Annotated in this window: 23 protein-coding genes and 3 tRNA genes; 22 read left to right on the top strand and 4 right to left on the bottom strand. The window is 62.5% G+C overall.

Translation table 11 applies throughout. The features are described from left to right. Positions 1-375: 375 nt before the first annotated feature. The 17 genes from H9627_RS09205 (at position 376) to H9627_RS09125 (ending at position 19,732) form a co-directional block, all read left to right on the top strand. Positions 376-2,229 carry an acetolactate synthase large subunit gene (locus tag H9627_RS09205; RefSeq protein ID WP_191733751.1) on the top strand — a complete coding sequence of 618 codons (1,854 nt, stop codon included), beginning with the start codon at positions 376-378 and terminating at the stop codon, positions 2,227-2,229. A gap of 12 nt (positions 2,230-2,241) precedes the next feature. Further along, positions 2,242-2,760, top strand: coding sequence for an acetolactate synthase small subunit (gene ilvN / locus H9627_RS09200; RefSeq protein WP_191733750.1), 519 nt, complete (start codon positions 2,242-2,244; stop codon positions 2,758-2,760). A gap of 134 nt (positions 2,761-2,894) precedes the next feature. Further along, entirely contained in the window at positions 2,895-3,908 is a 1,014-nt protein-coding gene (gene ilvC, locus H9627_RS09195) for a ketol-acid reductoisomerase (protein WP_191733749.1), read from the top strand. Positions 3,909-4,327: 419 nt separating this feature from the next. Then, positions 4,328-4,828, top strand: coding sequence for a flavin reductase family protein (locus H9627_RS09190; RefSeq protein WP_191733748.1), 501 nt, complete (start codon positions 4,328-4,330; stop codon positions 4,826-4,828). A gap of 426 nt (positions 4,829-5,254) precedes the next feature. Further along, entirely contained in the window at positions 5,255-5,431 is a 177-nt protein-coding gene (locus tag H9627_RS09185) for a hypothetical protein (protein ID WP_191733747.1), read from the top strand. A 107-nt stretch (positions 5,432-5,538) separates the two neighbouring features. Continuing rightward, entirely contained in the window at positions 5,539-6,489 is a 951-nt protein-coding gene (locus H9627_RS09180; protein ID WP_191733746.1) for a cation diffusion facilitator family transporter, read from the top strand. Positions 6,490-6,504: 15 nt separating this feature from the next. Continuing rightward, complete coding sequence (locus H9627_RS09175; protein WP_191733745.1) at positions 6,505-8,322, top strand: GmrSD restriction endonuclease domain-containing protein; 1,818 nt, start codon at positions 6,505-6,507, stop codon at positions 8,320-8,322. Between the two features lie 52 nt (positions 8,323-8,374). Continuing rightward, positions 8,375-10,117, top strand: coding sequence for an MBL fold metallo-hydrolase (locus tag H9627_RS09170; protein ID WP_191733744.1), 1,743 nt, complete (start codon positions 8,375-8,377; stop codon positions 10,115-10,117). 411 nt (positions 10,118-10,528) lie between these two features. Continuing rightward, entirely contained in the window at positions 10,529-12,121 is a 1,593-nt protein-coding gene (gene serA, locus H9627_RS09165) for a phosphoglycerate dehydrogenase (RefSeq protein WP_191733743.1), read from the top strand. Between the two features lie 227 nt (positions 12,122-12,348). After that, positions 12,349-12,948 carry a hypothetical protein gene (locus H9627_RS09160; protein ID WP_318247775.1) on the top strand — a complete coding sequence of 200 codons (600 nt, stop codon included), beginning with the start codon at positions 12,349-12,351 and terminating at the stop codon, positions 12,946-12,948. Between the two features lie 108 nt (positions 12,949-13,056). After that, a complete protein-coding gene (locus tag H9627_RS09155; RefSeq protein WP_191733741.1) occupies positions 13,057-13,533 on the top strand; it encodes a pyridoxamine 5'-phosphate oxidase family protein in 477 nt (158 codons plus the stop codon). Between the two features lie 88 nt (positions 13,534-13,621). Then, positions 13,622-14,560, top strand: coding sequence for a type III secretion system chaperone family protein (locus H9627_RS09150; RefSeq protein WP_191733740.1), 939 nt, complete (start codon positions 13,622-13,624; stop codon positions 14,558-14,560). 34 nt (positions 14,561-14,594) lie between these two features. Then, complete coding sequence (locus H9627_RS09145; protein WP_191733739.1) at positions 14,595-15,617, top strand: 3-isopropylmalate dehydrogenase; 1,023 nt, start codon at positions 14,595-14,597, stop codon at positions 15,615-15,617. Between the two features lie 50 nt (positions 15,618-15,667). Beyond that, entirely contained in the window at positions 15,668-17,524 is a 1,857-nt protein-coding gene (locus H9627_RS09140; protein ID WP_191733738.1) for a DUF294 nucleotidyltransferase-like domain-containing protein, read from the top strand. After that, complete coding sequence (locus H9627_RS09135) at positions 17,524-18,207, top strand: exonuclease domain-containing protein (RefSeq protein ID WP_191733737.1); 684 nt, start codon at positions 17,524-17,526, stop codon at positions 18,205-18,207. The genes H9627_RS09140 and H9627_RS09135 overlap by 1 nt, the downstream gene beginning before the upstream one ends. An 85-nt stretch (positions 18,208-18,292) precedes the next feature. Then, positions 18,293-19,099, top strand: a complete 807-nt coding sequence (locus H9627_RS09130) for a fumarylacetoacetate hydrolase family protein (RefSeq protein WP_191733736.1) — start codon at positions 18,293-18,295, stop codon at positions 19,097-19,099. After that, positions 19,100-19,732 (top strand): class I SAM-dependent methyltransferase, encoded by a 633-nt coding sequence (locus H9627_RS09125; protein ID WP_191733735.1) that lies wholly within the window; start codon positions 19,100-19,102, stop codon positions 19,730-19,732. It begins immediately after the preceding gene. Between the two features lie 6 nt (positions 19,733-19,738). On the opposite strand, the gene H9627_RS09120 is transcribed toward H9627_RS09125, so the two are convergent. After that, positions 19,739-20,869: an isochorismate synthase gene (locus H9627_RS09120; RefSeq protein ID WP_191733734.1), complete on the bottom strand. Its 1,131-nt coding sequence runs from the start codon at positions 20,867-20,869 to the stop codon at positions 19,739-19,741. 75 nt (positions 20,870-20,944) lie between these two features. On the opposite strand from H9627_RS09120, the gene gltX reads away from it, so the two are divergent. Beyond that, a complete protein-coding gene (gene gltX / locus H9627_RS09115) occupies positions 20,945-22,426 on the top strand; it encodes a glutamate--tRNA ligase (protein WP_191733733.1) in 1,482 nt (493 codons plus the stop codon). A 6-nt stretch (positions 22,427-22,432) separates the two neighbouring features. On the opposite strand, the gene H9627_RS09110 is transcribed toward gltX, so the two are convergent. From H9627_RS09110 to H9627_RS09100, 3 genes are all read right to left on the bottom strand, one after another. Further along, positions 22,433-22,636: a helix-turn-helix domain-containing protein gene (locus tag H9627_RS09110; protein ID WP_191733732.1), complete on the bottom strand. Its 204-nt coding sequence runs from the start codon at positions 22,634-22,636 to the stop codon at positions 22,433-22,435. Beyond that, positions 22,636-23,109, bottom strand: coding sequence for a DUF2975 domain-containing protein (locus H9627_RS09105; RefSeq protein WP_191733731.1), 474 nt, complete (start codon positions 23,107-23,109; stop codon positions 22,636-22,638). Before H9627_RS09105 ends, H9627_RS09110 begins: the two co-directional genes overlap by 1 nt. A gap of 97 nt (positions 23,110-23,206) precedes the next feature. After that, complete coding sequence (locus H9627_RS09100; protein ID WP_191733730.1) at positions 23,207-23,731, bottom strand: SRPBCC domain-containing protein; 525 nt, start codon at positions 23,729-23,731, stop codon at positions 23,207-23,209. Positions 23,732-23,915: 184 nt separating this feature from the next. On the opposite strand from H9627_RS09100, the gene H9627_RS09095 reads away from it, so the two are divergent. The 4 genes from H9627_RS09095 to H9627_RS09080 all read left to right on the top strand — a co-directional run bounded on the left by H9627_RS09095 (position 23,916) and on the right by H9627_RS09080 (position 26,130). Next, positions 23,916-23,987, top strand: a tRNA-Gln gene (locus tag H9627_RS09095). 40 nt (positions 23,988-24,027) lie between these two features. Continuing rightward, positions 24,028-24,100, top strand: a tRNA-Glu gene (locus H9627_RS09090). Positions 24,101-24,899: 799 nt separating this feature from the next. Continuing rightward, positions 24,900-24,975: transfer RNA gene (locus H9627_RS09085), tRNA-Glu, on the top strand. 177 nt (positions 24,976-25,152) lie between these two features. Continuing rightward, positions 25,153-26,130, top strand: coding sequence for a class I SAM-dependent methyltransferase (locus H9627_RS09080; protein WP_191733729.1), 978 nt, complete (start codon positions 25,153-25,155; stop codon positions 26,128-26,130). Positions 26,131-26,340 lie beyond the last annotated feature (210 nt).

Here is a 26,340-nt window from a genome sequence, read left to right as displayed (position 1 = left end):
TGCGGTGTGCTTATCGACGCCCCACCCGGCTGCCCGGTTGTGCGCTCCACGGGGGTAACCCCCGTATGGGGCAGGCTGGTCAGAAATGGTCCGGCGGGGTACCATTGCTGACCATGACCTCAATTCGACTTGTAATAATCGTAGCTGCGCGGCGTTTGCCGTAACGGTTTATTACAAGTCGTCTCGTCAAGCGCCCTCGACAGTACCCACCACAGTGCTGTTTCGAGGGCTTTGTTGTTGGTAGACACCCCACCACCCAACATTGCACGGACATCTGTCGCACCGCGTGAACACGCACCTGCGTCGGAACAATTAAACAGTGACTCTCTCAGGGGAGTCATCAGAAATCCTTCTACGAAAAGGAGCCAGAAAGTCGTGAACGTGGCAGCTTCTCAACAGCCCACTCCAGCCACGGTTGCCAGCCGTGGACGCTCCGGTACCCCGGAGCGGATGACAGGCGCACAGGCAATTGTTCGATCGCTAGAGGAATTGAATGCCGACATTGTGTTCGGCATTCCGGGCGGTGCGGTTCTCCCCGTATATGACCCGCTGTATTCCTCCACGAAGGTTCGCCACGTGCTCGTGCGCCACGAGCAGGGCGCGGGACATGCCGCAACCGGTTATGCACAGGTCACCGGTCGTGTCGGTGTCTGTATCGCCACCTCCGGCCCCGGTGCCACCAACCTGGTCACCCCGATCGCCGATGCGTACCTGGACTCTGTTCCACTGGTCGCCATCACCGGTCAGGTCGGCCGCAGCCTCCTGGGTACCGATGCCTTCCAGGAAGCCGATATCCGTGGCATCACCATGCCGGTGACCAAGCACAACTTCATGGTCACTGACGCCAATGACATCCCCAAGGCCCTGGCCGAGGCATTCCACCTCGCCATCACCGGCCGCCCGGGACCGATCCTGGTGGACATCCCCAAGGACATCCAGAACGCCGAGCTCGACTTCGTCTGGCCCCCCAAGATCGACCTGCCGGGTTACCGACCGGTCACCGTTCCGCACTCACGTCAGATCGAGCAGGCCGTCAAGCTCATCGGTGAGGCGGAAAAGCCTGTTCTCTACATCGGTGGCGGTGTGATCAAGGCGGACGCCCACGAGGAACTGCTCGCCTTCGCCGAGTACACCGGTATCCCAGTCGTCACCACCCTCATGGCGCTGGGTGCCTTCCCGGAGTCCCACGAACTGAACATGGGCATGCCGGGTATGCACGGCACCGTGGCCGCCGTCGGCGCGCTGCAGCGCTCCGATCTGCTCATCACCATCGGTGCGCGTTTCGACGACCGCGTCACCGGCGAGGTCAGCAGCTTCGCCCCGGACGCCAAGATCATCCACGCCGACATCGACCCGGCCGAGATCGGCAAGATCCGCCAGGCTGATGTCCCGATCGTCGGCGATGCCCGCGAGGTGCTCACCCAGCTCCTGATCTCCGTGCGCAACAAGACGAACGCCACGGGTGACATCAGCGCCTGGGTGGACTACCTGCGTGACCTGCGCAAGCGTTTCCCCCGTGGTTATGACGAGCAGGCCGACGACTCCCTGTCCCCACAGTTTGTCATCGAGACACTCTCCCGTGAGGTCGGACCCGACGCCATCTACTGCGCCGGCGTCGGCCAGCACCAGATGTGGGCCGCACAGTTCATTGACTTTGAAAAACCCCGCACCTGGCTCAACTCCGGTGGCCTGGGCACCATGGGCTACGCCGTTCCGGCCGCCCTCGGCGCCAAGGCAGGAGCTCCCGAGAAGGAGGTCTGGGCCATCGACGGTGACGGTTGTTTCCAGATGACCAACCAGGAGCTGACCACCGCCGCGGTGGAGGGCTTCCCGATCAAGATCGCCCTGATCAACAACGGCAACCTCGGCATGGTGCGCCAGTGGCAGACCCTGTTCTACGAGGGTCGTTACTCCAACACCAAGCTGCGCGAGCAGGGCTCCTACGTGCCAGACTTTGTCCAGCTGTCCGAGGGGCTCGGATGCGTGGCCATCCGTGTCACCAAGGCGGAGGAGGTCATCCCGGCCATCAAGAAGGCACAGGAGATCAACGACCGCCCCGTGGTCATCGACTTCATCGTCGGTGAGGACGCCCAGGTCTGGCCGATGGTGTCCGCCGGTTCCTCGAACTCGGACATCCAGTACGCCATCGGTCTGCGCCCGTTGTTTGATACCGAGGAGTCCGCAGGCGAAGCTCCCGCAGACATCGACGCAGTCACCACCAGAGCATAAGGAGAGATCACGATGGCCCCCTCAGATATCACCCGCCACACCCTGTCCGTTCTGGTCCAGGACATCGACGGTATCATTTCACGTGTCTCGGGTATGTTCACCCGACGCGCATTCAGCCTCGTCTCGCTGGTGTCCGCCAAGACCGAGACAGCGGGTATCAACCGCATCACAGTCGTCGTTGACGCCGATGAGCTCAACATTGAGCAGATCACCAAGCAGCTCAACAAGCTGATCCCGGTGCTCAAGGTCGTGCGTCTCGACGAAGAGACCACCATCGCCCGCGCCATCATGCTGGTCAAGGTCTCCGCGGACAGCACCAACCGTCCGCAGATCGTCGACGCCGCGAACATCTTCCGCGCCAGGGTCGTCGACGTCGCCCAGGACTCCGTGGTCATCGAAGCCACCGGCACGCCCGGCAAGCTCCGTGCACTGCTGGATGTCATGGAACCCTTCGGGATCCGCGAGCTGATCGAGTCCGGTCAGATCGCTCTCAACCGTGGTCCCAAGACCATGGCCCCGGCAAAGTTCTAAATTCCTTCTGCGCTCCTGGGTGGGCTGAAGCACGGCCCACCACAGTGAGTGTGGTAGAAACAATAATGTAGTTGTCTGTCTCATGTGGCGGACACTTTTATCATCGTTTATCACGAAAGGTGAGATTTTCTCTCATGGCCATTGAACTGTTCTACGACGCAGACGCCGATCTTTCCATCATCCAGGGCCGCAAGGTCGCCATCATCGGCTACGGCTCCCAGGGCCACGCCCATGCACAGAACCTGCGTGACTCCGGCGTCGAGGTCGTTATCGGTCTGCGCGAGGGCTCCAAGTCCGCAGAGAAGGCCAAGGAGGCTGGCTTCGAGGTCAAGACCACCGCTGATGCAGCAGCATGGGCCAACGTCATCATGATCCTGGCTCCCGACACCTCCCAGGCATCCATCTTCACCAACGATGTTGAGCCAAACCTGAACGCAGGCGACGCACTGCTCTTCGGCCACGGCCTGAACATCCACTTCGACCTGATCAAGCCGGCTGACAACATCATCGTCGGCATGGTTGCACCGAAGGGCCCGGGCCACCTGGTTCGTCGTCAGTTCGTCGACGGCAAGGGCGTTCCCTGCCTCATCGCCATCGACCAGGATCCCACCGGCGACGCACAGGCACTCGCACTGTCCTATGCCTCCGCCATCGGTGGTGGCCGCGCAGGCGTCATCCCGACCACCTTCGAGGCTGAGACCGTCACCGACCTCTTCGGTGAGCAGGCTGTGCTCTGCGGTGGCACCGAGGAACTGGTCAAGACCGGCTTCGAGGTCCTCACCGAGGCCGGCTACGAGCCCGAGATGGCCTACTTCGAGGTTCTGCACGAGCTCAAGCTCATCGTTGACCTCATGTTCGAGGGTGGCATCGCCAACATGAACTACTCCGTCTCCGACACCGCTGAGTTCGGTGGCTACCTCGCTGGCCCACGCGTCATCAACGCTGACACCAAGGAGCGGATGAAGGACATCCTGACCGAAATCCAGGACGGTACCTTCACCAAGCACCTCATCGCCAACGTCGAGAACGGCAACACCGAGCTCGAGGGTCTGCGCGCCGAGTACGCACAGCACCCGATCGAGGAGACCGGCTCCAAGCTGCGTGACCTCATGAGCTGGGTCAAGAACCCACTCACCGAGACCGCGTAAGCAGTCTTACCGGTATAGCACCAACTGATCGCGGCCATCCCTCCGGGGGTCGCGATCAGTGTTTTCGGCACCGGAATGCAGACATCCCCCTTCCTCAGCCACATGGTGATTGGGGGAGGGGCCATGTTTCCCACGCGTGAAGGCATCGGGTGCCCCGACGAGAATCGTGACGCAGTGCGTCCGAGCTTCATGATCCTGCAGATCCCGGAATGCCCGGGTGTGGCGGATGCGGCCACCTGATCGCCACCCGGGGGTGTTACTCCATTATCATCGACGAGGGCACAACCGTGTTGGAACTGCACCAGGCGGCCGCCGGGGTCGTGCTGGTTGCACATAGTTCACCGGCATCCCCTCGCCACCAGAGGCTCAGCTCAAGTGGGAGCCCGGCTACTCCAGGGCCCAGAAGGAGAACTAGAACCATGACGTGCGCCGATCTCACAGTGACAGGTGAGCAATTGAAGGAGGCCGTGGGAACCTTCCCCTCCGGGGTCACCATCGTGACCACGCATGGCGGGGGAAGGGACGTGGGGCTGACCGTCAGTGCCTTCACCTCACTGTCACTCGAGCCGGCGATGGTGATGTTCAGTGTCGCCTCCACCTCCTCGTCGATTCCGTACCTGACGGCAGGTGCGCCCGTGGGTGTCTCCGTCCTGGCGGACGGCCAGGGTCCGCTTGCCCGCCAGTTCGCCACCCGTGACATTGACCGTTTCGCCGGGGTGGAGATTATCCGGCGTGGCCGTGAGGTGCCCATTATCGACGGATCCGCCGTGTGGTTCGCCGGTGAGATCGTTGATGTCTTCCGGGGCGGTGACCACGCCATCGTCACCGTTGCGGTGAGGGAGTGTGGCACCGCTGGGGGCGTACAACCATTGCTCTATCAGCGTGGGCGCTTCCACGACTGGGGTGCACAGGGTTCCTAGCCTCTCGTCTCCAGTGTTCCCTCAGCGGCCCTGTGCAGGATCCAACCGGATCGCTCACGGTGTCCCTGCGGGGCAGCTGTGGTTGTTCCATGCGCCGACGTGATCAGATGTACTACTGATCTTCCGGGAATGCGTGGGGCACCGGTGGGATGATGGCATGGGTACAGGAAGAAAGTGTGCAGCTGCGGTGCTGGTGGTTGGTTTCACATTCTCCGGAACGGCTAGTGCGGGTGCCATTCCCAGTGACTTCTCCTCCGCCGGATCCTCGGGGTCAGCCCAGGTGGTTGAGAAGAGTCTTGAGTCTCGTCTTGAGGAGATGGTGGAGCACTACTTTCGCCCGTGGGGCGATACCATCGACGACGGGGCCGAAGAAGTCGCGGCGGACTTGGCAGAACAGGCTGTGGCGGGGGAGTTCAGCTACGGGCCGTGTTGCTCACCTGTTTCACTCCTGCGGGCGCGGAGTGGTACATCGCCACGATCATCCTTGCCATGGAGCGCCCCGCCGGGCCTGCGGAGAACTACCGGATGGGCATCGCGACAGCGGCCGAGGACGGATTCATCTATCTGGTGGAGTATGACCCGGATATGGTGCTGGGTGTGTAGGGCTATTGAAACCGGTTTCCATTTCTGCAGGTAGGGGGAGCTTTCGACACCCATTTTCAATTTTCAACAAACTTTCAATAAGGATGAAAGTATGACAGGCTAAGGATATGACTACGCACGGGCAGGCGCACAATCACCACGACCACGCCGAGCATCACCATCACAGTGGTTTCAGCGGGCACTCCCACGCGCCCAATTCCCTGAAGGCACTTGCCGCCGTCCTCATCCTCACTGCCACGGTCTTCTTCGCGGAGCTTATCGCGGGATTGATCTCCGGGTCGCTGGCGCTGCTGGCCGATGCCATGCACATGCTCTCGGATTCCACGGGGCTGATCATCGCGCTGGTGGCCATGTTCATCGGACGCAGGGCCCCCACTGACCGCGCCACCTACGGCTTCAAGCGCGTCGAGGTGCTCGCCGCAATGACCAATGCGCTCGTGGTGTCCGCGGTGGCGGTGTGGATCGTGATGGAGGCGATCATGCGCCTGGGGTCCGATACCGAGATCCAGACCGGCCTCATGCTCATCGTCGCGGTCATCGGTTTTCTCACCAACGGTGTCTCCGCCTTGGTGCTCATGCGCCACCAGGACGGCAACATCAACATGCGTGGCGCGTTGCTCCATGTACTCAGTGACATGCTGGGATCGGTCGCGGTGATCATCGCCGGTCTGATCATCCGTTACACCGGGTGGATGCCGGCCGATACCATCGCCTCCATCGCGATCGCCGCGATCATCCTGCCACGGGCGCTCAGCCTCCTGCGTGATGCCCTCAACATCCTCCTGGAGCGGGTTCCGGACGGGGCGGACACCGACGAGGTGGAGCGGGTGCTGCGTACCATCCCCGGGGTGGAGGACATCCACGATCTGCACATCTGGAGCATTGACGGCCGGGAGGTCCTGGCCACCTGCCATATTGTGGTTGATGCCGATTCCGAGCACCTATTCTCCTGCGGGGTGTTGGATCGGGCAGAAGCAGAACTGACCAAACTGGGTATCACGCATTCCACCATCCAACTGGAGGGCTCCGAGCACAGCGATCATGAGACGGTGTGCTGATATAGAGTGTGAGCCATGGGTTTTTCCACGCCGAGTTACGCGCTCACAGACCTCTTCGCCCGGGTTGACAGGGGTGACCTCCAACTACCGGACTTCCAACGGGACTACTCCTGGGATGTCGACCGCATCCGCACACTAATCGTCACCGTTCTCCGTGGTTTCCCCGTCGGTGTGCTCATGGCGCTGGACACCCGCGGGGAGCAGATGCGCTTCCGACCCAGGCCGCTGTCCGGAGCGCCCGATACCGGGCGGGACCCCGGCCTGCTGCTTCTCGACGGACAACAGCGCCTCACCTCCCTCTACCACTGCCTCCGCGGCGATGGTTATGTAGACACCGTCGATTTCCGCAACAAGCGGGTGCGCCGCAAGTTCTACGTTGATGTGGCCAAGGCGATTGAATCCCCGGTCATGCCGGATGAGGCCGTGTTCGCCGTCGACGAGCACAGTGAGGTCAAATCCCACTTCGGGCCCAAGATCCCCGGCGGTATCCAGGATCTGGAAACGGCACTGTCCGCGGGGTGCGTTCCCGTGTCGATGCTGCTTGGCGACGATGGCGCCTCGCTCCTCTTCGACCTGGCCGATCTCGCCGGCGACGGTGCGCGGGAGAACGCCAAGAGATTCCATGCGCAGGTGGGCAGGCAGATCGTCACCTATGACATCCCCATGATCAGGCTGGACCGGGAAACCGCGAAGGGGGGAGTGGGTTCCATCTTCGCCCAGGCGAACTCTGCGGGGCTGCAGATGGATGTCTTCGATCTCCTCACCGCCGTATTCGCCACTGATGAGAACACCGCCACCGAGTTCTCCCTCCGCGATGACTGGGTACGCACCGAGCGTCGACTGCGACAGCACCCGGCCCTCGACGGCATCGGTCGCACCGAGTTCCTCACCGCGGTGTCCCTGTTGGTCACCGCCCGCAAGGGCAAGGCCGTGGGGCACCGCGAGAACATCCTCAACCTCACCCGGGAGGAGTACATCCCCGCAGCCGAGGAGATCCGCACCGGTTTCGAGGAGGCCGCCGAGTTCCTGCGCCAGCGGTGCATCCTCAGCGTGGATCAGGTGCCCTACACCGCCCAGCTGGTGCCACTCGCCGTCATCCTCACCCTGCTCAGCGAACAGGAGCTGGCCAACTCCATCTCCTGGGACCGTCTCAACCAGTGGTTCTGGAGTGGGATCCTCGGCGAGCTCTACGGCTCCCCGGCAGTGATCGCCCGCTCGGGACGTGACACCGATCAGGTCACCGCCTGGATCCGTGACACCGGTGGTGACACCACTGAACCGAAAACCGTCCGGGACACGGTATTCCACGAATCCCGGCTGCTCAGCGCCGGCCCGGACACCGGGGTGTGGAAGGGAATCTTCGCGCTGCTCATGGGCAGGGGAGCCCGCGACTGGCGCACCGGTGAACAATTCGACCGTTGGACCTTCGACGAGCTGGGGTGCAACTTCCACCAGATCTTCCCGGACCGCTGGTGCCACGAACGGGGCATCGACCCGGTGCTGGCACACAGTGTCCTCAACCGAACCCCGATGGGGGACCGTACCCAGGTGGTCATCGGGGACACCCCGCCGTCGCGTTACCTTCCGCGCGTGCAATCGAAATCACTCATGAACGACGCAGAGTTCGATGCCATGCTGGCCACCCACCTGCTGCGCGCGGAGTACCTGCATTCCTCCAATGCCGAGGCCTTCTTCGCCGACCGGCGGGAGAAGCTCCTGGCCATGGTCGAGGAGGCCATCGGTAAACCGGTGGTGCGCGATGTAGATGAGGAGGATCTCACGGGGGGGCTCGACGGGCCTGATGCTTTTGTGGATAGTGTAGCCACTCGGTAACTTGTGTTCACCACCTGACAAATAAGAGCGAAGCATCACGGAAGGCCATCACATGGGCAGTAGACTGCGCCGAACGAGAACACTGACAGCAGGCACCGCCGCGGCGGTGCTGGCAATGGGACTGGCCTCCTGCGCCAGCACCGGGGAAAACACCGGGGACAATGACGCGGCGGGGGAGGCGTCGACAAGCGCCGTCGTTGCCCAGGAGGATGACAACCGGCCGTTCCGCGAGGCCCGCGCCACCAATGTCAGTCGCGCGGTCTCCGAGAACTTCCCGGCAGAGCCGACCGTGGTCAGCGACCCGGACTACTCCGGAGTGGAAGCCAGCCGGATGTTCTTCGACCAGTCCGACACCGCAGTGGTCTCCGGTGCCGGCATCGCCCAGGAACTACGGGCCGCATCGATCGGTGTGGTCTCACACGCCCCCGTGCTGCACGCGCCGGGCCACAATGATGAGGACATCCTCGCCGAGATCGACCGCCTCGGGGCCACCACTATCCTCATCGTCGGCGACGCGCTCCCCGGGCTGGAGGACTCCGGGGACCTCACCGTGATCCGCGACCGTGGCACCGATGAGTCCCTGGCGCAGCTGACCGCCCTGCAGTTCGAGCCTAAGACCGTCGATGATATTTCCGGAGTCTCCCGCGCGACCGCGGAGCTGGACCCGGCGGATTACACACTTCTGGTGCCGGCATGGGAGACCGTGCCCGAGACCAGTGGTGACGACGAGCTGCCGGCCTTCCCCGCCCAGAGCGCCCGCGACGGCGAGATGGCACCCATCGTGTTGGCCAGCCCCGAATCCGGGATTTCGTCCGTGGCCACCGCCCGTGCCTACGGCGCCCCCGTACGTTTCATGGACTACCCGGATCCCCGCCTGAACACCGAACACATGGAGATGGTGGCCGGCCTGTCCGACAAGCCACTGCTGGCACTGGGTGACCAGTTCGGCACCGGTGAGCAGCTGGCCGCCAAGATCGAACGCGGTGAAACCGTCACCGAGGAACTCCCCGGTGGCGGCGGGCTGGTGTTCCCGGGCAGGCGCATGATCGCGTTCTACGGTCACCCCTCCGGCCCGGCACTGGGCGCGATGGGTGAGCAGCCCCCGGCCGAGGCCGCCCAGCGTGCGCTGGACAAGGCTGCGGAATACCAGGCCTTCGAGGACCAGCCGGTCATCCCGGCCTTCGAGATCATCGCCACCGTCGCCTCCGAGTTCCCGGGCCCCGACGGCAACTATGTCAACGAGTTCGACCCCGCTGACCTGGTGCCCTACATCGATGCCATCACCGAGGCCGGCGGGTACGTCGTGCTTGACATCCAGCCCGGACGCTCCACCTTCCTGGAACTGGCCAAGATCTATGAGGATCTGCTGAAGCGCCCCAACGTGGGCCTGGCACTGGATCCAGAGTGGCGTATCGGGGCGGATGAGCTTCCCATGGCGCGTGTGGGATCCGTGGAGGCCGCCGAGGTCAATGAGGTCGCTGACTGGCTGGCCAACCTGGTCCGCGAGGAGGAATTGCCCCAGAAGGCTTTCGTCCTGCACCAGTTCCAGCTCCAGATGCTGCGTGACCGCGAACAGATCAACACCGATCACATTGAGCTCGCCTTCGTCCTGCACGCCGATGGACACGGCACGCCGGGGCAGAAATACGATACCTGGAATGTCCTGCGCCAGGATCTCGATCCGGGCTTCTTCATGGCCTGGAAGAACTTCTACGACGAGGATTTCCCGACCTTCAGCCCGCAGCAGACCTATGAGGAGGTCGACCCACGTCCGTGGTTCGTCTCCTACCAGTAGTCCGCCACCGGTAGACCGCCCCATCACCCGAGGATGAGGGAGGCCGACAAGGGGCCCTGAATAATATTCAGGGCCCCTTGGTGTGTTCCGGTGCGGGGTGGGGGAGAACCACTGGCACCCCGGGGGCCATCGTCTCGGGGTGGGGTTGCGGTCCTGACCTGGCGATTGATGGAAATACGCACCCGGTGATGCCGGGAACGTGCGTCGCGGTCACTCCGGGCGGCGGGGCCGAGGCTGGGACAGACCCGAGGGTGTGTCCCGTGTCATGAAAACAGCCCGAGGTGTCCCCCGGTGGAGGAGTGGGTTTAGAATGTCCGTAGTCGCACGCCAAAACCCGGCGTGGACACGTCTGCAGCCGACGCGGTCGTGCCTGCTGCAGGCGGACATTCCTAGTTCTTCCAGGAGTATCTTGTGAGCCAGAATGGCCGTCCGGTTGTACTTATCGCCGACAAGCTAGCGCAGTCCACCGTTGACGCGCTGGGTGATGCAGTTGAGGTCCGTTGGGTTGACGGACCCAACCGCCCCGAACTGCTCGAAGCAGTCAAGGAGGCAGACGCCCTCCTCGTGCGTTCCGCCACCAAGGTGGATGCAGAAGTCATCGCAGCAGCGCCCAACTTGAAGATCGTCGGCCGTGCTGGCGTTGGTCTGGACAACGTCGACATCCCCGCCGCCACCGAGGCTGGCGTCATGGTCGCCAACGCCCCGACCTCCAACATCCATTCCGCATGTGAGCATGCAGTCTCCCTGCTGCTGTCCACCGCTCGCCAGATCCCGGCCGCTGACGCCACCCTGCGTGACGGTGAGTGGAAGCGCTCCTCCTTCAACGGTGTGGAGATCTTCGGCAAGACCGTCGGCATCGTCGGCTTCGGCCACATCGGACAGCTGTTCGCTCAGCGCCTCGCGGCCTTCGAGACCACCATCATCGCCTACGATCCCTACGCCAACCCGGCACGTGCCGCACAGCTCGGCGTAGAGCTCGTGGAGCTGGAAGAACTGATGGGTCGCTCCGACTTCGTTACCATCCACCTGCCCAAGACCAAGGAGACCGCCGGCATGTTCAACGCCGAGCTCCTGGCCAAGGCCAAGAAGGGCCAGATCATCATCAACGCGGCCCGCGGTGGCCTCGTCGATGAGCAGGCACTGGCGGATGCGATCGAGTCCGGCCACATCCGTGGCGCAGGTTTCGACGTCTACGACTCCGAGCCCTGCACCGACTCCCCGCTGTTCAAGCTGCCGCAGGTTGTTGTCACCCCGCACCTGGGTGCATCCACCGAGGAGGCACAGGACCGTGCCGGCACCGACGTCGCCGATTCCGTGCTCAAGGCACTGGCCGGCGAGTTCGTCGCCGACGCCGTGAACGTCTCCGGTGGCAAGGTCGGCGAAGAGGTCGCCCTGTGGATGGAGCTCGCCCGCAAGCTCGGCCTGCTGGCCGGCAAGCTTGTCGACGGCACCCCCGTCTCCCTCGAGGTCACCGCCCGCGGTGAGCTCTCCAGCGAGGATGTCAGCGCCCTGGGTCTGTCCGCCGTCCGTGGTCTGTTCTCCGGCATCATCGAGGAGCCCGTCACCTTCGTCAACGCACCACGCATCGCCGAGGAGCGCGGCGTGAGCGTCGACGTCAAGACCAACTCCGAGTCCGTCACCCACCGCTCTGTCATCGAGGTCAAGGTCGTCACCGGCGAGGGCAACACCGCCGCCGTCGTGGGCGCACTGACCGGCCTGGAGCGCGTCGAGAAGATCACCCGCATCAATGGCCGTGGCCTGGACATGCGTGCCGAGGGTCGCAACCTGTTCCTCGAGTACACCGACGCACCGGGTGCCCTGGGCACCGTGGGCACCAAGCTGGGTACCGCCGGCATCAACATCCAGGCCGCCGCCCTCACCCAGGCAGCCAAGGGCGATGGCGCCGTGCTGATCCTGCGTGTCGAGCGTGAGGTTCCGGAGGAGCTGGTCGCGGAGATCACCGCCGAGCTCAATGCCGATTCCTTCCAGGTCAACCTGGGCTAACCGCTCGCGTTACCGGTAGCTGTTTCAGGAAAGATCCCGCCTTCGGGCGGGATTTTTCATTTTTGGGGTGAAAAGTGCCTGCCCCCAGAAACAGGGTCTGTCACACAGCGAACCACCGGTTTAGCATCAGGGGAGGATTCCGGTTTTCCGTCCAACCAGTCCATTTTCCTTCGGCAGCGAGAGGCTGAGTAACGATGAAACTCCATCCCCTAAAGAGTGCGGCCACCGTGACTGCGGTTGTCGGGTTAATCTCGATCATGGCACCTGCGGTGTCCGCTGCGGAGCTCGGGCTTCAGGGCACCACCTGTTCGGTGACCCTCACGGACAGTGAGCACGCACAGCTGAAACGGAAGCTCGCCGATGTCACTGAAAAGGAACTGAAGGCGGCTCACCCGGAGCTTCGGCAGCAGCTCGACAAATATTATTCCTTGCTCCGGGTGGGTACACCGGCCGAGCTGAACGTCCCCGAGATCATCGTGGCGAATTACTCCCTGGTGGCCAGGAAAGGGCACACACCGCTCTTTGGTGAGGTTGTCTCGCTTCCGATGAATGCGGCGTTTGAAACCCACATCCAGCCGGTGTTCTCGCAGGATGCGGCATCCCAGGCGCTCGTGTCCATCCGCGATTTTCCTGACACCCAGGCAGGCGGGTTGTTGCGGAGCACCTATCCCCAGACGTATAACGCGCTCATGGAGGTCCGTGCGCAGGAGCAACGTCTCTACCAGGCCTGTGTCGATGCAACGCCGGGGGAGTACACCCTGGACTTCGGGAGGGGGGAAAATCCCGATGAGGGCCCATTACCGGGTTCCTCCTTCGGAAGTAGCTGAGTCACCCTCTCGTGGTGTTCACGAACGTGGCCCGGGTGGCCGGGGATGTCTATGCTGGGCGGCACATCGACACGGACGCCGCGTCACCCCGACCGGAAGGAAGACAATATGTCAGAGGAAATCACGAAGGAAGATGTCGTCGCCAAGCTGCGGGATGCGAGCTGGGTCATGATGACCACCGCAACCACCGACGGCAAACTGGTGTCCCACCCGATGGTTCCGCAGGAGGTCACCGAGGATGCGGATATCTGGTTCTTCATCTCACTGACCGGAGGTCACGCCGATGCCCTCCGCGCCAGCTCCCAGGTGAACCTGTCGGTCGCTGAGGCGGGTTCCTGGTTGTCGGTGGCGGCCGACACCGAGTTCGTCCACGACCCGGCCAAGGTTGATGAGCTGTGGAACAAGGACGTCGAGGGGTGGTTCGACGGTAAGGACGACCCGGCAGTCGGACTGCTCAAGGTGACCTCCGAGTCCGCCCAGTTCTGGGGCCTTCCCGGAGGAAAGATGTCCGCACTGGCACAGATCGTGAAGTCACGTGTCACCGGTGAGGACACCGGTGGCCAGTCCACGACCCTGGAGCTCTAGAAGACGGACCACCCCCGGTGTGCCGGTCTGCATCTGATGCCCGGTAGCGTGAATCCCGACAAGGATTCACCTGCGAAAGGACACGCTGATGGTGCAGATCATTCCCCGGGCCGAGGTGACGGCCGAGCGCATTGTTGAGCTGCTCCGTGGCGAGCGGGTGGAGGCTGAACTGTGTGACACCGGTTCCGGCATCGGGGTCTATATTCCCGCCACCCATTTCGACATTGTCATCCACACCGGTGACTGGCTGATCGCGAAGGCCACCTGGGTGGGTGAGCTGACCACCGATGACTATGTCCGGTGCCTGGTGGCTCTCAACGCGGCCAACAATGCAGGTCCCATGCCGAAGTTCAGCATCGACACCCCACCTGAGCACCCGGCGAGCCTGGTATCGGTGCTCAAGGCCGATGAGGGTCCCCTGGAGGTCTCCGCCTCCCTGGTCTATCCGATCGGCGACGGCGTCAGTGTCACCCAGCTGAAGTCCTTCCTCGCCGAGGTGCTCAACACCGGTATCCGTCTCACCCGCGAGTTGCACGCCCTGTACCCGGAGCGGTCCCCACGACAACCCGGTGAGAGCTTCCATATCGGGGTGGGGGATGCCACACCCGCCGACCGGGTCACCCCGCGGCGCGTGGAACAGTGGTTCGCCGCCCAGGGGGTCGACGGGGTGGCGTATGACCCCGACACCCGCTGCATCAGTCTGTCCATGGATGAGATGCCCGTGGACGTGGACTTCGAGGATCCCGAGGTGCTGCAGGTCCAGGCCAGCATGCTGCTGCCCGGTAACCCCGATGCGCAGGAGGACATCGATGCCACGGCATTCCTCCATCTGTGCAACCGGGCCAACCTGGATTCGTGGCTGTCCACGATCGCCATGATCAAACAGCATGATCTCCTGGGCATTCTCTCCCATGTGGCCATTCCCGTTCGTGCAGGTCTCAATGATTCCCAGCTGGATCAGGCCCTCAACGGCGGGGTGGTGGGTGCCACTGCACAGATGCGTGCGGTACTCCATCAGCTAAACTAAAAAAGTTCACATGGTGAGAAAGGAATCCCGTAAAATGAAACTTGCTGTTATTGGTGGCGATGGCATCGGCCCTGAGGTCACCGACGAGGCCCTCAAGGTCCTGCGCGCCCTCCGCGACGACATCGAGACCACCGACCTGGACCTGGGCGCACGCCGGTACCTGCGCAATGGTGAGCTGCTCACCGACGAGGATCTGGCGCTGCTGCGCGACCACGACGCGATCCTGCTCGGAGCCATCGGCGCACCGGGTTCCGTTCCCCCGGGAGTCCTGGAGCGCGGGCTGCTGCTGAAGCTGCGTTTCGCCCTGGACCACCACGTCAACCTGCGTCCCTCCAAGCTCTACGAGGGTGTGGAATCCCCGCTGAAGAACCCGGGCGAGATTGACTTCGTCGTGGTCCGTGAGGGCACCGAGGGTGCCTACACCGGCAACGGTGGTGCCATCCGCGTGGGCACACCCCATGAGATCGCCAATGAGACCTCGGTGAACACCCGCTACGGTGCCGAGCGTGTCATCCGCTACGCCTTCGAGCTGGCACAGTCGCGTCGCAAGCACCTCACCCTGGTGCACAAGACCAACGTCCTGGTCCACGGTGGTGGCCTCTGGCAGCGCACCGTCGACGAGGTCGCCACCGAGTACCCGGAGGTGACCGTCGATTACAACCACATCGACGCCGCCACCATCTACCTGGTCACCGACCCCTCCCGCTTTGATGTCATCGTCACCGACAACCTCTTCGGTGACATCCTCACCGATGAGGCCGGTGCCATCTCCGGTGGCATCGGTCTGGCGGCCTCCGGCAATATCGACGCCACCGGCACCAACCCGTCGATGTTCGAGCCGGTTCACGGTTCCGCCCCGGACATCATGGGCAAGGGCATCGCCGATCCGACCGCGGCGATCCTGTCCGCGGCCATGATGCTGCGCCACCTGGGTGACGAGGACAACGCCGTACGCATCGAGGAGGCCGTGGCCCGCGATGTGGCTGGTCGCGATCCGAAGGCCCCGATTTCCACCACCGAGGTCGGAGACCGCATCGCGGCTGCTGTGGTGGCTTAAACAGCGGAAAACCACCACCCGGGGTTGGTTGTTTCTCTAAGGTGAAAACCATGTCGGTTGAACTAGAGGAGATCCGCGATTTCATCGCCGGTTTCGAACCCTTTATCCGCCTTCCCAAGAAGGAACTGGATGCCCTGCCCGCCAAGATGATCATGGAGTATTTCCGCAGGGGGGATGTGATCATTCAGCATGGTCAACACAATGACTACCTCCGGGTGATCCGGTCCGGTGCGGTGGATGTCCTGGATGAGGATGGCACCCTGCTGGACCGTCGTGAGGCGGGCAGGTCCTTCGGCTATTCCACGATGGCCAAGGACCCCGTCTCCCGCTACACCATGGTGGCGGTGGAGGACAGCCTGGTGCTGAGCATCCCCCGCGATTATGTCCTCGCCCTGGCTGAACGAAACCCGGAGATGGCCCGGTACTACTCCAGCTGGTCCAAGCGCATCAGGGTCGCCGCCGAGCAGCTGCGCAATGAATCCAGTTCCAAGGTGCTGCGCACCCGCCTGGGGGAGTTCAAGATCAATAACCCCGTCTCGGTGGGACCGGAAACCAGCATCCGGGAGGCCGCCCAGACAATGGAGCGCTACGCCGTGTCCTCGCTGCTCATCCAGACCGACGGGGAGCTCATCGGTATTGCCACCGACCGCGATATGCGCGGACGTGTGGTGGCCGCCGCGCTGGATATCTCCCAGCCGGTCTCCACCATCATGACCTCCAGCCCCCGCACCGCCACCTCGCAGGACCTCGCCTTCGAGGCCATGCTGCTCATGGCTGAGTTGCGCATCCACCACCTGCCGATCGTGGACGAGGGCCGGATCTCCGGCATCGTCACCGCCGCGGACATCATGCGTCTGCTGCGCCATGATCCCATCTATCTCACGGCGGATCTGTCGCGGAAGAACACGGTGGAGGAGCTGTCCAACACCTACCAGTCGGCCTCCGAGGTGGCGGCGCGTTTCATCGACCGTGGCGCCTCCGCGGAGGAGGTCAGCAGCCTGCTCACGGTGGCGGCGGATTCCCTGGCACGCCGCCTGCTCGTCCTGGGGGAGGAGAAGTTCGGGAAGCCCCCGGTGCCGTACGCCTTCGTCGTGGTCGGCTCCCAGGGCCGCAAGGAGATGGGTCTGGCTTCCGATCAGGACAACTGCCTGCTGCTGGATGATTCCTACGATGAACGGGAACACGGTGACTACTTCGCCGCGCTCACCGATTTTGTCTGCCGCGGCCTGGACCGAGCCGGGCAGGTGTTGTGCCCGGGTGACATGATGGCCTCCAACCCGGAGTGGCGCAAAACCGCCTCGGAGTGGGTGGACACCTTCCACAACTGGATTCAGGCCCCGGAACCGGACGCACTGCTCAATGCACAGATCTTCTTCGATTTCCGGGCCATCCACGGGGAGATCGAGATGGCCCAGCAGGTGCACCAGTCCGCGGTGAACATGGCCCGCGGTGCGAGGCGGTTCCATGCCCACCTGGCAGCCCTGGCCGCCCGGCGTTTCCCCCCGGTGGGTTTCTTCCGCGGGTTCGTGGTGGAGCGGTCGGGGGAATACGGCGCGACCCTGGATGTGAAGAAGGGCGGGACCGCCGGCATCGTGCAGATGGCGCGATTGTATGCGCTGGCCACCGGCAGTGATGCCATCGGCACCCGGGAACGCCTCGAGGCCGCCGCGGGGCATGGGCAGGTCTCCACCAAGGGTGCACAGGATCTGCTCGATGCCTTCGAATTCCTGGGCAGCATCGCCTTCCGGCACCAGGCGCACCTGATCAAGGTGGGGGAGAAGCCGAACTACCACATCGCCCCGAAGAACCTCGGACGCCTGGACCGGGACCATCTGCGTGATGCCTTCACCATCATCAAGGACATGCAGACGGCCCTGGCCACCAAGTACCCCGTGAGGAACATCTGATGTTCAGCACAGTGTTCGGTGGCCGGGGTCGATCCGGGCGCACGGCGCGGGCCCGACGCGCCACGGGTGCCCTGAAGGAGTTCTACGATGTGCCGGCGCCACCACCGTCGACAAGCCTGGATGAGCTGCCCCTGCTGGCGGTCGACGTGGAGACCACGGGCCTCAAACCGGACGAGCACCAGATCGTCTCGATCGGGTGGGTGCCCGTCACCGGGCGCGTCATCGAACTCGGTGGCGCGGGTTACCGGGTGATCCGGGGAACCGAGGGGTTCACCGTGGGGTCTTCCGCGGTGATTCACCGCCTCACCGATGATGAGCTGGCCGCCGGTGTGGACCTGGAGGAGGCACTCGCGGAACTGCTCGCCGCGCTCAGGGGGCGGGTCCTGCTCGCACATTTCGCCCCCATGGAGCAGAATTTCCTCTCCGCGGCCTGCCAGAAGTACTTCGACGCGCCCCTGCAGCTGCCGGTGGTGGACACCTTCGCCATTGAACGCCGGCACATGGAGAAGATGTCCACCTATCCCCGGGGGGAGGATCTCCGCCTCGCGCGGGTGCGGACCCGGTACGGGTTGCCGCAATACTCCAACCATCAGGCGCTCACCGACGCGCTGGCCTGCGCCGAGTTGTATCTGGCGCAGATCCGGGAGGTCAACGCCAGCACCTTGAAGGAGATCGCTGAATAGGCCCTGTCTGTGGCCTCGACCACTATCGGCGGCTGTTCCCCAGGTGGGTGGGGCCCCGCGGGGGAAGCCTAGTAGTATGGCCGTTATGCGTTTTGGACGAATTGCCACCCCAGAGGGAATGTGTTTCTGCACCATCGAGGGCGATGGAGATGATATCGCCAACCTGACCGCGAAGGAGATTGAAGGAACCCCCTTCACCGAGATCAAGCACACCGGCCGCGAATGGCCACTGAAGGATGTCCGCCTGCTCGCACCGATGCTGCCGAGCAAGGTCGTCGCGATCGGCCGTAACTACGCCGACCACGTCGCCGAGGTGTTCAAGGAATCCGCCGAGCACCTGCCGCCGACCCTGTTCCTCAAGCCCCCGACATCCGTCACCGGCCCGGGTGCACCGATCCGCATCCCGAGCTTTGCCACCAAGGTCGAGTTCGAGGGAGAGCTCGCCGTGGTCATCGGCAAGCCCTGTAAGAATGTCAAGGCAGCAGACTGGAAGTCTGTGGTTCTGGGCTTCACCATCGTCAACGATGTCTCCTCCCGTGACCTCCAGTTCGCCGATGGACAGTGGGCACGCGCGAAGGGCATCGACACCTTCTGCCCGCTCGGTCCCTGGATCGAATCCGACATCGACAACTTCGACCTGGACAACCTGCCCATCAAGGCCCGCCTCACTCACGACGGCGAGACCGAGCTCAAGCAGGATTCCAACTCCATCCAGATGATCATGAAGATGGGTGAGATTATCGAGTTCATCACCGCCTCCATGACCCTGCTGCCGGGCGATGTCATCTGCACCGGTTCCCCCGCGGGCACCGAGGCCATGGTCGACGGCGACTTCATCGAGATCGAGATCCCGGGTCTGGGCAAGCTGGGCAACCCGGTGGTGGACGCCTAAATGGGCCACCACCACGAGCACGATGACCACCGGGGCCCGGGCCACCTGGCGACCCCGGAGGAGGCCGATGCCCGCTACACCTCCGATGAGCAGGTATGGAGCGGAAGCCCGAATCAGGCGCTGGTGAGCTACCTGGGTGGGGAACCCGCCCGCGGCACCGCACTCGACATCGGGTGCGGCGAGGGCGCGGACCTTATCTGGTTGGCGCAGCAGGGCTGGCGGGCAACCGGGATCGACTTCGCACCCACCGCGGTCCGACGCGCCCGGGAGCTTGTCGACGCCTCACTCACCGCCCCCGAACGCCCCGAGGTCATCGAGGTGTCCTTCACCGAGTTCGCCATCGAATCAGGCCGCCAGTTCGATCTGGTGACCTGCTCCTACGGACAGATCCCGGCGAATGAGACCTCCATGGCCCAGCTGGAGAACCTCGTCGCCCCCGGCGGGATCCTGTTCATCACCCACCACGATCTAGAATCCGAGTCCGTGGCCCTGCCCCGGTGGATCGCCGATCACTTAAGTGATGAGTTCACCGTCACCGTGGTGGAGAACTTCGAACGCGATGTGCGCAGTGGCGCAGGTGCACACCACAAGGATGATGTGGTCCTGCGTGCGGAGAAGAAGCAGGCGTCCTAGCGGCTCCTACAGGCCCAGCGAGCGCATGATCGTGCGCAGCTTGGCCGTGGTCTCGTCGAACTCCTCCTGAGCATCGGAATCAGCCACAATGCCACCGCCCGCCCACGCGCGGGCGGTTTTTCCGTCCCCGGAGACCTCCGCGCAGCGGATGGCCACCATGTACTCACCATCACCGGTGTCATCACACCAGCCAACCGCTCCGGCGTAGAAGTTGCGGGGGGATTCGGCCTCGATGATCAGGCCCTCGGCGGCATCGGTGGGGGTGCCACAGATCGCCGGTGTGGGGTGGACCCGGATCGCCAGTTCCAGTGCCGTGGTGGAGGGATCCTTCAGGGTGCCCGCGATCGGGGTGGCCAGATGCCACATCTCATGGGTGCGGGTCAGCTCTGGGCGCGCGGGGATGTCCACGCGTGAGCACAGGGGCGTGAGCGCCGCCTTGATGTGGTCCACCACATAGGCGTGCTCCTCCAGGTTCTTGGCGCTGGCAAGAAGGGTGTCGGCGCGTCGGGCGTCCTCGGCCGCGTCCTCTGACCGGGGGGCGGACCCGGCCAGGGGATAGGCGGTGACGGTGGAACCCTGCCGTTTGATGAGCACCTCGGGAGAGGAACCGACCAGCATGTGGCCGGTGAACCCGGGGCCGGCGGCGGTGAGGTCGGTGATGAAGCCGTCGCGGTTGTAGGAATTGTCGATCAGGCGGGCGGCCACCAGGCGGGGGTCCACCGCGGGGTCGAAGGCGATGTCGACGGCACGCGCCAGCACGACCTTGTCCAGGGCGGAATTGCGGATGGTGCGGATGGCGGCATCCACGCGTCGTAAATGCTCCTCGGGGGAGGGATCCATCCCGACCACGCGCGCGGTGAGCACCGACCCGGGACCGCGGCGGTAGTAGGCGTGCGGCTCCAGGGGGCCGTCCTCACGGATGATGCGCTCCGGCACCGTCAGTGCGGCCGGTTTGTCCCGTTCGAAGGGCAGGGCGCCCACGACCATCTCCACGCGCCCCCCGCGCAGGGCCTCCACGGCGTCCCAGGGGTCCGTGAAGGTCTCCTGCGAGCCCTGGGTGCGCACCGAGCCGTGCGCCCGCGAGAGGAGGAAATCCGGCGCGGTGGGCGGGGCCTGGGGGTCAAGGGGTGTAGCCATGGGTATCCATTCTAATCCCACCGCTTTCCGGGGTGGACGCGCACTCCCGGGGTACAGGCGATTACCATAGCCAGCATGACTGATGTTCGTGTACGTTTCTGTCCCTCACCCACCGGCACCCCACATGTGGGCCTGGTGCGCACCGCCCTGTTCAACTGGGCCTACGCCCGCCACACCGGCGGCAAGTTGATCTTCCGCATCGAGGACACCGATGCCGCACGCGACTCCGAGGAGTCCTACGCCGCGCTTCTCGACGCAATGAACTGGCTCGGCCTCACCTGGGACGAGGGCGTGGAGGTCGGTGGCCCGCACGAGCCGTACCGCCAGTCCCAGCGTTCCGACATCTACCAGGATGTGCTGAAGAAACTCATCGACGCCGGCGAGGTCTACCCGGCGTACTCCACCGCTGAGGAGGTCGAGGAGCGCCACCGCGCCGCCGGCCGTGACCCGAAGCTGGGCTACGACAACTACGACCGCACCCTCACCGAGGATGAGATCGCCGCCTTCGAGGCCGAGGGCCGCAAGCCCGTCTGGCGTCTGCGCATGCCGGAGCAGGACTGGAAGTGGAACGACCTGGTCCGCGGTGAGGTGGAGTTCAAGTCCTTCACCCAGCCCGACTTCGTGGTCGCCCGTTCCAACGGCCAGCCGCTCTACACCCTGGTCAACCCGGTGGATGACGCCCTGATGGAGATCACCCACGTCCTGCGCGGCGAGGACCTCCTGCCCTCCACCCCACGTCAGATCGCCCTCTACGAGGCGCTCAAGCGCATCGGTGTGGCCAAGCAGACCCCGGTCTTCGGTCACCTGCCGTTCGTGATGGGGGAGGGCAACAAGAAGCTGTCCAAGCGCGATCCCCAGTCGAACCTGTTCCAGCACCGCACCAACGGCATCATCCCCGAGGGCATGCTCAACTACCTCGGTCTGCTGGGCTGGTCCCTGTCGGCTGACCAGGACATCTTCACCGTTGAGGAGTTCGTGGCCAACTTCGATATCGCCGATGTGCTCGGCAACCCGGCCCGCTTCGACCAGAAGAAGCTGGAGGCCATCAACGCCGACCACATCCGCCTGCTTCCCGCCGGGGAGTTCGAGGAGCGTCTGCGCGCGCACCTGAGCGAGTTCACCGATTTCCCGGAGGACTACCCGGCGGATAAATTCCAGGTGGCAGCCGATCTCGTCCAGACGCGCATCAAGACCCTCGCCGAGGCCTACGGTCTGCTGAAGTTCCTCGTCACCGCCGATGAGGATCTGGTCCTCGATGAGAAGGCCGCCAAGAAGAACCTCAAGGAGGCCGCCATCGAGCCCCTGGACGCCGGCATTGCCGCTCTGGAGGCTGTGACCGAGTGGACCACCCCCGATATCGAGGCAGCGCTGACCAAGGCGCTCATCGAGGAACTGGGCCTGAAGCCCCGTGTGGCCTACGGTGCCCTGCGCGTGGCCATCTCCGGTGAGGCCGTGTCCCCACCGCTGTTCGAGTCCATGGAACTGCTGGGGCGGAAGTCCACCCTGACCCGCCTGCGCGCGGCACGGGCGGCCACCCCGTACCAGGCAGCGGAGTAGGTCCCCCTACTCCTCGAAGCGGATGATGTCGCCGGGCTGGCAGTCCAGTTCCCGGCAGATCGCCTCCAGGGTGGTGAATCTCACCGCCTTGGCGCGACCGTTCTTGAGCACCGACAGGTTCGCCGGGGTGATCCCGATCCGCTCGGCGAGTTCACCCACGCCTATTTTCCGCTTGGCCAGCATGACATCGAGATCCACGATGATCGGCATCAGATCACCCCTTCCAGCTCGGTGGAGAACCCGATTGCCCGGGCCAACAGCGTGCGGGTGACGTAGACGAGCAGCGCCACACCGAGGACGAGCAGCGAGACCACCATGGCCACGATGACCACGCCGGGGGCGTCGTCAAGCTCGGCGAGGATGTAGCCGAAGGGTAGGACGAGCACCGCCGCCAGGGCGATGGCAACGGTGATCCTGTCCACCCAGGTGATGGCGCGCCGGTTGAAGATCTCATCGCGTTCCACCATGGCCAGCAGGCGGAACAGGCAGATGATGATGAATTGGACCAGGCCGAAGCCGACCACGAAGAGCAGCACCAGGATCACCAGTGGGGTGCGTGAGAGTGTGCCGTGTTCCAGGGTGTCGATCACCAGCTGGGTGATCATGAGCACCTGGACAGCCAGGGCACCGAGAAAGCCGATGCCGAAGATTATCCGGAGCGCCCAGAGAATGCGTGGGTTCATAACCCATCCTTCCGTTTATCGAATGTTGATAGAAACATATCGAAAAACGATAGGACTACGCAAGGGGGAGCGGGGGTTTCGGGCGTCGTAAAGCGCTCTAACGCTGCTCGAGGAGCGCCTTGAGCTTCGCGTTCGAGGTGTCCTGGAGGTGCCCGATGCTGGTCAGGAAGGGCACGCCGGGGGAGAGCATGCCACTGAAGGTCATGGTCTGGGTGACCTCGGTGAGATTGTCCTCCACGCGGGTGAGGTGGACAGTGTCGGTGACAGCCAGGATCCAGCGGGCGATGATCTTCGCCTCCCAGGTCATCTCAGCCTGGGGTTCCAGCACGGTGATGGTCGGACGGAAGGACGCCCGCAGGCGCGCGGTCTCCGGATGGCGGGTGCGCATGCGCAGTTTCCGGCCCTCCTCCAGTCCCTCCGGTGCGCTGGAATGGACAATGTGATCATTCCACTCTGATGCGCGGCCGAGATCGGTCACCAGCTCCCAGACCTCATCTGCGGGCGCATTGATCCGGACGGTGCGGGTGGCGGAGAGTGGCAAGGCGCGACTGACCGCCCAGGAGGAGAATGCGGCCACGCCGGCCCAGAAGATCAGCGGAATGAGCAGTGCTGGGAAAGGCATGCGGAGAGGATCCTCTCTGAAGGTGTCCGTGGGGTCGGATTTCCAATACTAGTGGGGTAGAGGGTTTTTTGGGGCTGTTAGCTGCGGGTTTGTGGGTTGTGGGTGAATGTGGCTATAGTATTCACCTGTTGCACGGAGTCGGATAATCTGCCATGTGGTGGGGTCGTCCGGTGAAGTCAATGATTGGCCTATGGTGTAATTGGCAACACAAGGGTTTCTGGTACCCTCATTCTAGGTTCGAGTCCTGGTAGGCCAGCTGCGATCAGCTGGATTTTCATAGTGATCGTGTCCTTTATGCCCCGTTCGTCTAGAGGCCTAGGACGCCGGCCTCTCACGCCGGTAACACGGGTTCGAATCCCGTACGGGGTACAACGCACTGGCACCGATTCTCAGATTGAGAATCGGTGCTTTTCGTGATTTCGCACACGTCTGACGTTCCCCCTGCTCAGGACGATCATACTGGCGGGATGAACTGCGGATTTTCATTTAGCGGGGGTAAGCCTATCAATGCAAAAGGATGCCTTTATCCTCAAGGGCTTTACCCACTGTTGACCTGACGTTAGAGTCGAGTTCAACAGAGAAGTTCAATCCCGATATCTCGAAGGAACCAGCTGTTGACCAGCGGAAATGGATCCCTGGAGTTTCGGAACGGGCGCTCTGGAGTCAGTGGAAACCGATCCAGTAGAGGAGAGTGTATGGCAGTAAGTGAAGAGAAGACGAAGTTCGGACGCAACGAAGCCGTCCTCGAAGCAGCTGGCATTGCCGTAACCATGGATTCCGAGCGCTAGAGATGCGTGAATCAGGAGCTCGCTAAGAGATGACACCTCGTTGGAGTCATTCGACACCCACCTTCACCCACTTCAACAACCCACACCCGGCACATTAAGCCCCTGACGGGCACAACGGACGTAACACCGAGGACAACCAACTCGGGTTAACGAAACTTCCGAAACGAAGCCGGAAAGCGGTGGCAGCAGGTTGAAGCCACCGGTGGACGTGAGAGAGTCGGATCAAGAACTAAAAACTGATCCCTGTACGCACGACACCCCTCCGAGAACAGCCGGAGCGGGTGTCCTTCCATGTGTGCCGTCATGTGTCTGAAAAATGCCTGCTGACCACCTGATTTGTGGGATTAAACCGCGCTGACATATAGTTTTCTGCGTACCGCGCCCCGTTCGTCTAGAGGCCTAGGACGCCGGCCTCTCACGCCGGTAACACGGGTTCGAATCCCGTACGGGGTACCAATTAAAGAAGCCACTCTGTGAATTTCACCGAGTGGCTTCTTTTTGCATTTCTATGTACCCGCCTAAACTTCTTGCTGTACATTTGATACATCGTCTAGTTATCTCCATTAAGCCCCATTTCCACCAGGAGAACTATCGATAAAAAAGTAAATGTACTTACAATAGGAGTTGTTACCTATGAGCTCGCAAAATTTCAATTTCTTTTCATTAACGATCCAAAAAATCGACAGGACAGAAAGTGGGGCCAGGATTGTTCGTTTGGCTGTGCGAGATAGGTTCTCCAAGAAGCGTTACACACTTCAGCGTTGGGCCTTAGTCCTTTTTTCAAATGGTCTAACTCTGTATTTGAAGACGAAGCCAGACATGCCTGCCGACGCTCCGAATAATTATGCTCGGTATATGCTTCGGCTTACTCCTGCGATGAGAGCATGGGCGCAACATATGCCCGGCGGATTCGCGACCTATTATGTGCACAACCCTGACCGACGACGTATAGACAATAATAAACGCCTCGATTTAATCACCAAGGCCCTGTTTCAGCACTCTTATGATGGCAGGGGAATTAGGGCTAGAGCACATACTATGACGTGGTTTTTGTCTAAGAATTTGGTTGATCAGGGAAGAATTAGGTGGGTAAGTGTAGCTAGTGGAACCGGCCAGCCGACTTTTGACGCTTCGACTGCGTTTGTCTCGCCAATTGATCACTTACTTATAGACAGCGATCAAGACGCTTTAGATTTTTCTCAAAAGCTCGCTGAAGAATATGACAAGAATGAAGATACTTTGCGTTTTGAAAATCTTAATGTCATCAAAGATGCCCAAAAGATGGACGAGGTCATAGCCGAATTTAATCCTAATTGTCTTGATGCAATGGGCCTTTTTGAGTATCTCACTGAGGACGAGATTGTAGCTCTATTGCGCCGCCTTTATGCGGTTTTGCCAGTCGGCGGGGTGATGGTTTTTACCAATATGCGAGATACTCACCCAAACCTAGACGTTCATAAATGTGCTGTAGCTTGGCCAGGCGTCCAAGAAAGAAAATGGAAGTTTATTGAAGCGCTTATTCTGGAAGCGGGTGTTAGTTCCGAAGAATTGACCATATTGCTGCCGGATGATGATGTCTACGGCATATATGGCTTGGTTAAATCGCAGTGATTGACGTCTCTTCTAAGCCTCATCCTGAAAACCTAGGCTCAACTACCATTTGTGGCTGGCTAAATGAAGTGAGAAGCCCAGTTGGGAATTTAGGCGATCGGTAGTTCTCTCTAAATAGGAGAAACGTTGAACAGGGGCCCGACCCCCGGATGGTAGACACGGAGGATTTGATCAGGAAGCAGATCTCAGGATAGCAGGACCGCGCTCCTC

It is taken from the genome of Corynebacterium gallinarum (assembly GCF_014837045.1).
In the GTDB taxonomy this organism is placed as follows: Bacteria; Actinomycetota; Actinomycetes; order Mycobacteriales; family Mycobacteriaceae; genus Corynebacterium; species Corynebacterium gallinarum.
The sequence above is the reverse complement of the archived record's forward strand: the minus strand, read 5'-3'. Positions and strand labels throughout refer to the sequence as shown.